This is a genomic window from Dethiosulfatarculus sandiegensis (assembly GCF_000931935.2).
GTDB lineage: Bacteria > Desulfobacterota > Desulfarculia > Desulfarculales > Desulfarculaceae > Dethiosulfatarculus > Dethiosulfatarculus sandiegensis.
In genome coordinates, this window is sequence record NZ_AZAC01000078.1 from 122,354 (window position 1) to 135,054 (window position 12,701).

General features: G+C 53.4%; 9 protein-coding genes. 5 read left to right on the top strand and 4 right to left on the bottom strand.

The window, feature by feature from the left end; genetic code table 11:
• Positions 1–4 precede the first annotated feature (4 nt).
• Complete coding sequence (gene truD / locus X474_RS24330) at positions 5–1,054, top strand: tRNA pseudouridine(13) synthase TruD (protein ID WP_082464621.1); 1,050 nt, start codon at positions 5–7, stop codon at positions 1,052–1,054.
• A gap of 59 nt (positions 1,055–1,113) precedes the next feature.
• Here the strand turns inward: truD and X474_RS24335 are convergent, their stop codons facing one another.
• Entirely contained in the window at positions 1,114–1,485 is a 372-nt protein-coding gene (locus X474_RS24335; RefSeq protein ID WP_044352677.1) for a hypothetical protein, read from the bottom strand.
• 249 nt (positions 1,486–1,734) lie between these two features.
• Here X474_RS24335 and X474_RS24340 point away from each other — a divergent pair, with 249 nt between their 5' ends.
• The 4 genes from X474_RS24340 (at position 1,735) to X474_RS24355 (ending at position 7,701) form a co-directional block, all read left to right on the top strand.
• Positions 1,735–2,829, top strand: coding sequence for a radical SAM/SPASM domain-containing protein (locus tag X474_RS24340; RefSeq protein WP_044352678.1), 1,095 nt, complete (start codon positions 1,735–1,737; stop codon positions 2,827–2,829).
• A 285-nt stretch (positions 2,830–3,114) separates the two neighbouring features.
• Positions 3,115–5,340 (top strand): glycosyltransferase family 39 protein, encoded by a 2,226-nt coding sequence (locus X474_RS24345; RefSeq protein WP_044352679.1) that lies wholly within the window; start codon positions 3,115–3,117, stop codon positions 5,338–5,340.
• Positions 5,337–6,290, top strand: coding sequence for a PA14 domain-containing protein (locus X474_RS24350; RefSeq protein ID WP_044352681.1), 954 nt, complete (start codon positions 5,337–5,339; stop codon positions 6,288–6,290). The genes X474_RS24345 and X474_RS24350 overlap by 4 nt, the downstream gene beginning before the upstream one ends.
• 136 nt (positions 6,291–6,426) lie before the next feature.
• Positions 6,427–7,701, top strand: a complete 1,275-nt coding sequence (locus tag X474_RS24355; protein ID WP_044352682.1) for an MFS transporter — start codon at positions 6,427–6,429, stop codon at positions 7,699–7,701.
• Between the two features lie 336 nt (positions 7,702–8,037).
• Here X474_RS24355 and X474_RS24365 read toward each other — a convergent pair whose 3' ends face one another.
• From X474_RS24365 to X474_RS24375, 3 genes are all read right to left on the bottom strand, one after another.
• Positions 8,038–9,489: a sigma-54 interaction domain-containing protein gene (locus X474_RS24365; RefSeq protein WP_197282262.1), complete on the bottom strand. Its 1,452-nt coding sequence runs from the start codon at positions 9,487–9,489 to the stop codon at positions 8,038–8,040.
• 71 nt (positions 9,490–9,560) lie between these two features.
• On the bottom strand, positions 9,561–11,546 hold the full coding sequence (locus X474_RS24370; protein WP_156360922.1) for a TRAP transporter large permease: 1,986 nt from the start codon (positions 11,544–11,546) through the stop codon (positions 9,561–9,563).
• Between the two features lie 60 nt (positions 11,547–11,606).
• Positions 11,607–12,659 carry a TRAP transporter substrate-binding protein gene (locus X474_RS24375; RefSeq protein ID WP_044352685.1) on the bottom strand — a complete coding sequence of 351 codons (1,053 nt, stop codon included), beginning with the start codon at positions 12,657–12,659 and terminating at the stop codon, positions 11,607–11,609.
• Positions 12,660–12,701: the final 42 nt, after the last annotated feature.

Below are 12,701 nucleotides of genomic sequence, written 5' to 3' on the forward strand. Positions count from 1 at the left end.
AAACATGAGCAATCCATCCATGGACCTTCCCTTTGCCAGCCAGGGAGCCCCCGGCATAAACGGCCGAATAAAACAGGAGCCCGAGCATTTTGTGGTCCAGGAGATTCCCCTTTACCTGCCCGAGGGCCAGGGTGAGCATGTCTATCTGACCCTGCGCAGAAAGGGAATCACCACCAGGAACCTGCAAAAGGATCTGGCCGGATTGTTCAAAATAAAAGAAGGCTCAGTGGGCTATGCCGGTCTCAAGGACAAACAGGCCCTGACCACCCAGACCTTTTCCCTGCATGTCTTTGACCTGGACCCGGATGAAGCCGGGCAAAGGGTGACCGAAAACCTGGATGTGGAGGTGCTTTCCACGGGCAGACACAAAAACAAGTTAAAAAGAGGTCACCTTCTGGGTAACAGTTTCAACATATTGTTGGCTGGAGCCGGGGAAGAAGACCTTGAGCAGGCCAAGGCCACTGCCCAAGTGCTTTCCCAAATAGGGGCGCCCAATTTTTACGGCGAGCAGCGTTTCGGTAAAAAGGGAGACAATGCCGAACTGGGGCGGCAGGCCCTTTTGGGCAGGGGGCCCAGACAGAAGTGGCTGCGCACCCTGGTGCTTTCGGCCTTTCAGTCCCGGCTTTTCAACCAATGGCTGACTGAGCGTATGCAAAGGGATGAATTTCTGACCATTATCCCAGGCGATGTGGCCAAAAAAACAGACACAGGCGGCATCTTTATTGTGGAAGACGCCCAAGAAGACCAGCAACGCTTTGACCGGGGTGAAATAACTTACACCGGCCCCATTTACGGTTCCAAAATGCGCATGGCCCGGGATCGGGCCGGGGAGCTGGAAGACGCAATCCTGGAGGAGCAGGGTTTAGATCCCCAGGCCTTTGGCCGCGCCCGCCTTACCGGCAGCCGCCGACCGGCCCGCCTGGATCTTGCGGGTTTGAACCTGGAACTCACTGAACAGGGCATCTGGTTTAAGTTCGCCTTGCCAAAGGGAGCTTACGCCACCTCTGTCATGCGCGAGTTCACCAAGGACCAGAGTCTGTATTTGGAAGAGTAAAAAAATAAGCCACTTGGCAAAATCCATGAAGACCATGTCGGCAAACTGATTGATTTATCCTACTTACGCGTGATTTCCGTAACCTGGCCGTCGATCAGGGTTGCCGACATATGTCCCTTGGACACTCCCTCGGAACGGTTCCATCCCCTGAAGTACATGATCTTGCCGATCTCAAAGGTCATGATGACGGCTTTTTTACCGTCTATCTCTTTTTGTTTGGTGGAAACGGGAGAACCCCACTGGAAAAGCACTTCCTGCCGGGTCATGCCCGTTTTCACCGCATTGGTGCAGAGCTTTTCAAACTCCAGCGCGTTTGAGCTCAGGATATATTCCTCGGTTGCCTGGCGCTGCATTTTGGCAGGCGAAGAACAACCTGCCGCCAGGGAGAGTAAAAGCAAAAGACCGGTTAAGACCAGCAGCCCTCTGTTCATGGTCCCCTCCTTTATCAAATCATGCAATAACCCATGTAATTAATTCATAATGAACTTTTTAAGAAACCCGGTCAAGCGGCAAAGGGTTCCTTGGTGACCCGCCAAAGGCCCCATACTCCCCAATATTGCCCTGACTGGTTCTTTTTTTAAATCTCCGGCCCTATGGGCCAAGGTCTCAACTTGACGTAAAGGCTCAGTGCGTGTAGTCCTTGAGCTTGGACAAATTCACCAGGCAAAGGAGTTTTAAAAGTGATTCGCACCTTGATGGGCGGCCTCAAGGCCGGAGTCAAAGAACCGCTGTTGGCCTCCAAGAGGCGGCAAAGGCAACTGGTTCGCCCTTCCTTTATAGACTATGCGGTCACCTGGCTGTGCAATGCCCGGTGTGTTATGTGCGACACCTGGAAACTCTGCCAGGAAGATCCCAAGGCGGGTAAAGATGAAATGACCCCGGCCGAGCTGGACGGCATCCTGACCAGGGATGCCGAATTTCTCTCCGAGATACGCAAAATAGGCCTCACCGGCGGGGAGCCCTTTCTGCGGGAAGACCTGGTTGACCTGGTTGAGGTCTTGGTAAGGCACTTTCCCAAGGCCCGCATCTCTTTGGTCTGCAACGGGCTTTTACACAAACGCATAGTTAAAAAACTGCCGGATCTAAGAAGGGTCTGCCCGGATCTGGTCTTCAGCGTTTCCTTGGACGGCATGGAAGGGGTGCATGACAAGGTGCGCGGCATACCCGGCGCTTTCGACAAGGCGCTTGGCACCATAAAGGCCGCCTTGGAGGCCGGTTTCACAGTAACCAGCGGCATGACCATAAGCGAACTGAACTACGACCAGATTAAGCCCGTTTCCGAGATGCTCTCCTCTTTGGGGGTTGATTTTTCCTGCAATCTCATGGAAGCCGGAGTGAACTTCAACACCGGCGGCCAGGCCCCTCCCCTGCCTCCGGAACAGGCCCGGGTGGTGGCCAGGGACCTGGAACAATTTGGGCACCACTATTACATGGACCATGTCAGGGAGCAGCTCGGCGGCGCCAAACGCACCCTGCCCTGCTTCTCGGGTTTTACCAGCTATTTTCTGCAGCCCTACGGCGATGTGGCCATCTGCAATATAATCGGAAACTCCCTGGGCAATTTGAGGGAACAGAGCTTCCGCACCCTGGCTGACAGTGAGTCGGCCTGGCAGGCCCGGGAAAAACTCGCCAACTGCACCTGCTGGTCCCAATGCGAAGTCAAGAACTCCGCCTCGGTCTGCCCCAGCCATGTACTGCGCTGGTTGTTGAAAAGCCCCAACAAGGGACGCATTGTCAAACATTATGCAGGCAAGGCCGGCATCCTGCCCCAATAGCCTGTTTTATTAAGCCCAAAATAAAAAGCACATCCCGGCCCCCACAAAGCCGGGATGTGCTTTTTTATGCCGACTGAAACAGATCAACAGCCATGTTAAAATTTCAGTCAATTCAAACCAAACAATTTGCATGGCTTTACTTAAACCGAGTATTTTATAACAAATATGTACGGCCTTTAAAAAACAAGATAAAAGCTTAGCTTGACCCTGGCCGGACAAGACAATAAAATCGGCTTCCAATGGGTGACTAAATCATATCTGCACTACTTCTCAAGAGGAAAAGCCATGTTCCAGGGTCGCACAAGCCTAAAGCAGCACCTTGTCCTGGTGGCTGGTATCCTGCTTCTGGTCGGCCTGGCCCAGTTCATGGGGCAATACACCACTGAACTGGCCAGGGAAAAAGCGGATTCCTGGGCTCAAAAAGGGGGAAAGGGCCTTTTGGTAAGGCTTTATGACAATCCTTTTTTAACCGGTCCGGCCAAAGTCTCAACAAGGCCCAGCTGCCGTTACCTAATCCTCAGCCAGGAAGACAAGCCAGCCCAGCCCCTGCATGCCTCCTGGCGCTGGCTGGCCAATCTAAAGGCCCCCAAGAGTGGTGAATACTTAATAGATATCTTTGCCGCCGAGGCAATACGCCTTTTTATTGACGGCAAGCCGGTGATAGACCATTGGGCGGCCCGGGCGCCAAGGCACCTGAGGACCTTGGTGTGGCTCGAAAAGGGCGGGCACCTGTGGGACTTGAGAAACGTACAGTCTCCCCACCACCTGGTCTTGAGCCAAAGTTGGGCCCCGCCGGGAGCTCCCGCTTCCAGGCTGATACCGGATTCAGCCTTCACTCCCCTGGACAATCAAAAGGCCACAACTCAGGCCCTTTATGAGATCAACCAGGCCCAACGCCGCTGGCTTGCCCTGGCCTGGCTTTTACCCCTGGGCTGGATTTTGCTTTGGTTTGTTTTCCTGAAAAATCCCGGGGCGATTTACCAATCCCTGAAAAAGCATTGGGCAGTCAGCCTTATTCTTTTGCTGGCCGGATTTCTGCGTCTTGTCTGGGGCGATATTGTGCCGGGCGTCTCCGGAGAGAGCGCCTACTTTCTTTACAGGGCCGAATTGATCAGTCAGGGAGCGCTTCCTTTTCAGGGTATGATCGCCCGCACAGGCCCCTTTCTGGATTATCTTCTGGCCTTGCCGGTAATGGCCTTTGGCCCCTCGCCCTGGCTTTTACGGATCACCTCCGGTTTATTAAACACCCTGGCCATACTGTTTTGCTACCGGGTGTTTTTAAGGGAAACAAATAAAACCAGCGCACTTACAGCCTGCCTCTTGCTGGCCGTATTGCCGGGGGTGGTGATCTTTTCCAGAAACCCGGTGGACTACACCTCCCTGGGGCCGCTTTTGTTTTTTGTCGGGCTGGATCTCTTCTCTCTTTCCCGCAAAAAACCGCCGCTATGCATATTAGGCGGCGTTCTCTGGGGAATCGGTGTATTCAACCACTCCATTTTTGTGGTCTTTCCCGCCACTCTGGGCCTGGCGGGATTGCTGGTCAGCCGTTTCAAGGTGCTTAAGCATCCCCTTTACTGGGGCGGCGGCCTGGGCATGCTCATCGGCATTCTTCCCAGGCTCATAGAACGCATGGTCAACAACCACAGAACGCCGATGAGCTTTTTTGACCTTGGCCGCCTGAAAGAACTCGGCGGATTCACGGATATTCTTTTGCGCACCATAGACGGCCAGATAATCTACCAGCTCTATACCGGCGAATATGCCTGGGCTGTCTTTGGCATAATCCCCCTGGCCCTTTTGGCGGCCTACCTTGTGCTCGGTTGGGGATATTTCAAAAAAAGAGACAATGAGTCCTGGATTGACGCAGTGCTTTGCCTTGCCATAATCATCTTTATCCTGATGGCCCCTATCGGCGCGCCCACAGCCAACCCGCGCTATTTTGCCTATTGCGTTATACTGGCCGGGCTGGTTATGGCCAGGGGGTGGAGCCGCTCCCTTTGCTGGACCCAAGGCAACTCCCAAAAGGCCGTCAAGTCCGGGTTAGCCCTTTTCACGGTCTTCTGCCTCGCCAGCCTGGGAGTGAACTATTTTTATACTCATTTGAAGAGCGGCGGACACACCCTGCCCTGGAAAAACCGCCTTTTGGACCATGTGTCCGACGCCTGGATGAATCATGGGCTGATGGCCGATTTCCTGGAGAAAAAAGGCTACCCCGTAGTGGCCACGGCAGACCGTTGGCACCATACCCTGAACCTGGCCCTGAACCTATATCAAAAAAAGCCCCTTAAATTCATGGCCACACCGATCGAATCCCGCTCGGCCACGGAAAGGGCTGCGGTTTTTTACAACAGCCCGGAGGGCATAGCCACCATGAAGCGTTATTTAAGGGGCAACCCCAAAAAGACCTTTAAGAGGGTGAAACTGCCTGATTACCTGGCCTCGAAATACATCCTGCTTGAACGCAAGGCCCCGCCGGTGCCCTATTCCCGGGCCATGGAGGAGATCAGATGAAACGCTGGGTCAAGGACTGGTGGTTTATCTGGCTCTTGGGCGCTTTTCTGGCCCTGGCCTCTCAAGTAGCCTGGCTCAAGGAGCACCGCTGGGACGGAGCATTCGTACGCCTCACCCTGGTGCCTGTGGCCGGGGCGGTCATTTTTGGGGCCCTGGCCTGGGGTCTGGACTACCTGGCCAAAAAACTGGGGCTTTTTAAACTGAAAAGCAGGATAAACGCCCTGGGTGAATGGCTGGCTGATCTCTCATCCAAGCTTACAGGCTCAAACACCCGTTTGGGCAGGCGGGCCTGGCCGATCACTCTGCTTGTGTTACTTGTCTGCCTTGGCCTGGCAGGGGTTTACCTAAGGGTTATCCCCCAGATCGGGCAGGGCCTGGTGAAAAATTTTTTCCTGGAACATCAGGACAAGGATGAAAAGGGGCTTACGGCTTTTAATTTCAACGGCCCGGACCGGGCAATGCCGCCGAACTGCCAGGGCCCGACAACCAAGCTTTCCTGGCCCAATGCGGAGAGCTTCCCGGGCAATCGGCGGGAGGGCTTTGAGATGAGGCTTTTGGGAGTGCTCAGCATATCCCAAAAGGGCAAATACACTTTTGGCGGCCAGGTGGATGACGGTTTCAGAATCCTGCTTGACGGCAAGCCGGTTTTAGAAGACTGGCAACAAGCCCCGGCCCATGAAAAATGGGTCACAATCCCCCTTGAACCAGGCAGTTACGCCTTTGAAGTGCACTACTTCCAGGCCAGGGGCCTGGCCAGGCTGATGCTTTACTGGCAAGCGCCGGGCCAAGCCAAAGAACCCTTGGGCCTGGCCCCACTCACAGCGCTCACCTGCCACACCCCCTTGGCTGAGCTGGACCGCCTGGAGCTTGATTACAGAATCATCCCGGAAGATCGCTCCATTTATCCCCCCTTTGGCGAAGGCAGGCGCTGGCGCCTCCTATGGTGGTAGCTTGCCCCCAGGTCTTTGCCCGAAAAAATCCGGCCTACTTGACCTAAAACCCACTACTATGACAGAATTGATCACCCTTCCAGTCCAAAATTCTTAATCTAGCTCTGACCTAAAACCCCAAAAAAAGGGGGCAGACATGGACCGCACCGACGAGTTGCAAAAGGCCTTCAGTTACAGGTGGCTTATATTCGTAATCCTCGCCCTGGCCTATTTATTTGTGTATTTTCACCGCACAAGCCTTTCCGTGGTGGCAGAGGACCTGGTGAAGGACTTTAACAGCACAGCCAGTGTGATAGGCCTTTTAGGGTCTATTTATTTCTACTGCTACGCAGCCATGCAGCTTCCGGCCGGGCTTTTATCCGACTCAATCGGCCCCAGAAAAACAGTTACCTTTTTCCTGCTTTTGGCCGCCGGCGGAAGTGTCCTCTTTGGCCTGGCCTCCAGCCTGGGGATGGCATTTGGAGCCAGGGTGCTGGTGGGGTTTGGGGTCTCCATGGTCTTTATCCCCACCATGAAGATCCTCTCCCAATGGTACCGAAAAACCGAGTTCGCTTTTATGGCCGGGCTGTTAAACGCGGTTGGCGGCATGGGTGTATTGGCGGCAACCTGGATTCTGGCCCTCATGGCGGAGGCCTGGGGGTGGCGTTATTCCTTTGAGTTGATCGGCGTTCTGACCGTGGTTATAGTGATCCTGGTCTGGCTCATTGTCAGAGATCGCCCCCAGTCAAAGGGTTGGCCCTCCATCCAGGAGCTGGATCAGACAGAGCCGCCGGCAACGATTCCCCTGGGCCAGGGGGTCAAACGGGTTGTAAAAAACCGTTATTTCTGGCCATTGGCCATATGGTTCTTTTTTGACTGCGGGGTTTTCTTTGGTTTTGGGGCCCTTTGGAGCGGTCCTTACCTGATGCATCTGCACGGCTTTTCCCGCGCCGAATCCGGGGCTATCCTCAGCATGACCGCCTGGGGCATGATCATCGGAAGCCCGCTTTTAGGATTTTTGTCCGACAAAATCCTAAAAAGCCGTAAAAAGGTTATCCAACTCTGTACAGCCATTTTAGTGCTCGATATCCTGGCCTTGTACCTTGGGGCAAAAGACATACCGATCCCCCTGCTCTATCTCATATTCTTTGTCTTTTCGGTCTGTTCTTCTTCCATAGTGGTGATCGGCTTCACCAGCGGCAAGGAACTGTTTCCTGTTGAAATGGCAGGGACCTCGGTCGGTACGGTCAATCTTTTTCCCTTTCTCGGCGGAGCGGTTTTCATGCCCCTTTTGGGCAAAATCTTAGATGCCCACCCCCAGGTCAGTCAGGGCGTATACTCTCCAGAGGCCTATTCCAGCCTGCTTTTGGTGCTCCTCATCTCCTGCCTGGCCGCCCTGGGCTGCTCATTTTTGATGAAGGAGACCTATTAAAACCTGACGCCTGGGTATTCAACAATTTTTAGGGGTGGAGAAAACCGATTTGTCCTGTTCCGGCAAGGCTGTTTTTTAATCATGTGGAGAAAGCCGGGGGTAAAGGCCCGGTTTGAAACTGCCTGACGGGTGCTGGAAATCTGTAGATGGAGGCTCTTCAGGAAAGGACGGGCGGGGCACGGCATCCGGACGTTAGCTGTGTTCATAACCGAGGAAAAGGCGGATTCACTCGAGAACAGCAGGTCAGACCGAAGCCGGCCTTGGGTACCGGCACGGCCTATGGATTCGGTCTTCCCCGCTTGGAATTGTAATATTTTCACACTAAAAACAGCCTTTTTATCCATGCTCCTGTTGTGTCTTTATGTTTAATTTTTGCATTTTACGGAACAAAGTCTTCCTCGGCAGCCCCAGGGCCGTGGCTGTGCGGGAACGGTTCCAGTTATGCTTTTCAAGGGCCTGCAGAATCAGGCGACGTTCAAGCTGGGCCATGGCCTTGCGGAGGTCTCCGGCCAGGGCCGTCTCGGCAGATTCATCCATAACCATGATCGAGGCCCCGTAATTCATAAAGTCCAGATTCCCGAAAGCCAGATAGCGTTCCAGCACATTCTGCAGCTCCCGGACATTGCCGGGCCAGTCATGTTGCAACAAAAGGGCAAGGTCTTTACTGGGCAGCCTTTTCCCGGATTTCAGGCGCTGGTCAAGAATATGCTGGGCCAGAAAGGGGATATCTTCTTTACGTTCACGCAAAGGCGGCAAATGAATCGGGATAACATGAATTCTATAAAAAAGATCCAGACGGAACTCGCCTCTATCAACCATTCTTTGCAAGTCCCGGTTGGTTGCGGCGATCACTCGGAAATCCGCTTTCACCGGCTTGGCGCTGCCAATGGGGGTGTACTCTCCAGAACCCAGTGCCCGGAGAAGCTTCACCTGGCCGCTGGGGCCCAGCTCGCCTACTTCATCCAAAAAAAGAGTGCCGCCTTTGGCCTGAGCCATATAGCCCGTTTTATCATCAACCGCCCCGGTGAAGGACCCCTTGGTATGACCAAAGAATTCCCGTTCAAATAATTCATCAGGTATGGCGCCGCAATTGACCGGCACAAAAGGAGAATCCCTGGTATCGCTAAGTTCGTGCACTGCCTGGGCCACCAGTTCCTTGCCTGTGCCGGTCTCGCCATAGATGACAATGCCGAACTTAGATGAAGCCGCCCGCAATATACTGTTAAAAACCTCCTGCATGGACACGCTGCGCCCAATAATATTGACCAGCCGCATTCTATAGTCGAGTGAACTTTTAAGCCTCTTATTCTCGGCTTTTAACTGATCGTGGCTTCGTTCGATCAGCTCTTCGCGCTGTTTGAACTCGGTTATATCAATGACAAAGGACAGAACTGCGGACCGCCCCCCCAATGTAATGGGTATGGGGTGGCCTTCAAACCAGAATTTGCGGCCGTTTTTGTCCACACCGGTCCATTGATAGCGGTCCTTGGCCACCCGGTCTTTTTCCAAACGACTTATCATCTTTATATGATGATGCTGCTGTTCCTGAACCAGCATTGCGCTTGCCGGGCGACCGATTATTTCGCCGGGATCGGAATAACCAAACATGTTGCAGAAGGTATGGTTTACAAACTGCAAGCAGCCGTCTTGCATGAGGCTCACCCCGGCCGGGACATGCTCGGCCAGGATGCGCAAGCCTTCCAGCTCGCAGTCCTCGACAGGGGTGACCTCTTGCCTCAGATCTTCCCGGATATCGGCATCAGGTGATTTCTCATTTAAATCTGGCATGTTAGGGCCAAATATGTAATCAATCACTGACATTTGCAACCTGTTACCTATAAAAAACCGTAAAAAATTACCTAGAAGAACACCCCAACCAGCCAAGTCGCAAGGGAGGGGAAAACGATAATCAAAGCCAGCATGAGCACCATGCAGATGAAAAAGGGTAATATACCCAAGAAGATGGTGCCCATGCTCACACCCTCGGCCACACTGGACAAGGCGAAGACATTCACCCCGATGGGGGGGGTTATCTGGCCCATCTCCATAATGATAACCGTCAGCACTCCGAACCAGATGGGGTCAAAGCCCAGGGCTGTGATGGAAGGGAATATCGCCGGCAGGGTCAAGAGTATCATGGGGATAACATTCATCAGGCATCCCAGGAGAACGTACAGGCCCATTACACCGGCCAGGATGACATACTTGTTGAGGCCGCTTTCGGTCACCACGCTGGCAAGATGAAAGGGCAGGCGGCTGGCGGCCATGAAATAACCCAGGATGCCGACTCCGATAAGGATCATCAAAAGTTTGCTGGTTATATATACAGTGTGTTCGCATGATTTGACGATTCCGGCCCAGCTCAGTTTACGTCGCATCAAGGCAATGGTCAAAGCGCCCAGTACGCCGATGGCGCCACCTTCGGTGGGGCTGAATAAACCTCCCAGGATGCCGCCCAAGATCAATACGAACAAGGCCAGCATGCCGACAACGCCTTTTAAGGAGAGCAACTTTTCCTGTAAGGTGCTTTTTTCCCCTCTGGGGGCTTTCTCTGGATTACGCACAGCGATCAACCAGATCGCGAAGATAAACATCACGGCCAAGAGTAGACCGGGTATGATGCCCGCTATAAAAAGCTTGCCAACAGACTGCTCGGTGACCAGCGCATAGAAAATGAACCCTATGCTGGGGGGGATCAGGATCCCTAAGGTTCCTCCGGCAGCCAGAGAACCGCAGGCCAGGCCCAAGCTGTATTTAGCCCGCTTCATTTCGGGGAGCGCAACCGACCCCATGGTTACAGCGGTGGCCATACTGTCACCACAGACCGCGGCAAACCCGGAGCAACCCGCCACCGAAGCCATGGCCAAACCGCCGGGCAGTCTGCCCAGCCATTTTTGAGCCGTCTCAAAAAGTTCCTGGCTGATCCCCGCCTCCGAGGCCATAAGCCCCATCAGAATAAACAGCGGTGCAACCGCAAGGATGAAGCTGGCCGAGGTGGTGTAGGGGGCGATCCCCAACATATTAAGGGCGGGGATCATGTTGAAGCCCAGAACCCCCAGTCCGATATATCCCACCAATCCCATGGCGAAGCCGATCGGCATTCCCACTAGTAAAAGCACCATAAGAAACATCATGCCATAGACGCCATACTCAAAACGACTGACACCTAAACCAAGAGCCTTGAGCCACATGGGCATGGTTATCAACAGCACCGCGCCAAGTAAGGCAATGATCATTCCCATGGCGGAATGATCTTTAAGGTTGGCGGCCATGCTTCTGAAAAGTTGCTGCAAAAGGACCAGGGCCAGAATAGCCACGCCGATTACAGCCAAGCCCAGCCCGAACCAGAGGGGAATGCTCAACATGGGTGAGTATTCAGAACTTTTTTTCATCATGGTGATCAAGGTGCGCCAGCACATAATCATGAAAAAGACCGAGGATGCGGCCAGATTAAATGTGTTCAGGCACCTTGTCAGCCAATCAGGCAATTTGCAGGTTAAAAGGTCGATATGGATGTGTCCCTCCTGCCTCTGCACATAGCCCAGAGACAGAAAAACGATCACCACCATAAAGAATTCTTCCAGCTCCACCACACCTTGTAAAGAAGCACCGATAAAAAAGCGGTTGATCACATCAAGCATGATCGGCAGAGACATAAAGCCAACTGCGGCAAGAGAGATCAGAAACATCCATTTGCCCAAAGGCAGGACAAGCTTATCCAATTTATCCGCAAGCAGGCCCAGGCGGCTGTCGGTATCGGGCTCTACCACCAATTCGCAGTTTTCAGGCATTCCAGGGGCGGCATGTTCGGTCATGTCATCACCATGTTTCACTACATTGAGCAAGTCCACCCGCCAGGGGTAAAGACCTTTGGCGGATGGACCGTATTAGTTGGGTTTCAGTTGTTATTCCTTGAAGCCCCGGCCAGTGATGGGGGAGTATTTGGCGCTCAGCTTATAGGCGTCATCCACCAGCGCACGCACGTTTTTGTACCCCTTGTCTTCCATGGACTTGATCCACTTTTCATTGAGGCTCTTGGTTGCTTTCAGCCATTTGGAACGTTCGGCATCACTTAAAACGATAAAAGTGTGGCCTTTCTTTTTAAGTTTTACGGAATCGCCGGCCGCACCCTCATCCAGGGTCTTGCCAGAGGCTTTGGCCATGGCTTCGCCGGTGGTTTTGGTAAAGGCGGCCTTGATATTATCGGGCAGGGAATTCCACAGGTCATTGCTTACACCGGCCCAAAAACCGGTTACCATCATGTCGCAAATCGTGCTGTATTTAGCAGCCTCGTTGATTTTAAAGGAAACCACGGGCGCCAGAGGGCAGAACACGCCGTCGGCCATGCCGCGCTCCAGAGCCAGATAGGTATCGGTGGGCGGAATCAACACAGTGCTGGCGCCCAATGTGGTAATGATGTCCGAAGTGGGGCGGCTCCAGCAGATAATTTTCATGCCCTTCAGGTCTTCCAGAGTTTTGACGGGTTTTTTGGTCGTGTGAAGCTGGAAGGTGGCGCTGGCCCAGTTCCACAGGAGTTTGATTTCGCTGAATTCCTTTTTCATCTCCGGGTGGGTTTGAACCAGTTCGTTGATGATCATGGACCCGCACTCCGCACTGGGGGCAAGGCCGGGCAGGTCAAGCACACCACACAAGGGGAACTTGCCCGGGGTGCGGTTCATGTCATTTCCACCCACGCCCAGCATACCCGAGATGGTGGATTCGAAATGATCGTTAAGGGGAGTCAAGGTGTTGGGGTTGAAATAAGAAATTTCGATCTCACCATCGGTGAGTTTCTTCATCTCGGCGAACCAGGGTGTCCAGGCATTGACCACCGTGGGATGGGTGTTCATGTACACTGTGCTCATGGGCAATTCCATTTTGGCCATGGAAGGACCGGCCAGCCCGGCCAGCAAAGCCCCGGCTATCATCATAATAACGATTTTACGCAAGAAAGACATGGGCGAACAACTCCTTACTTTATGCAAAAATATATATTTTCA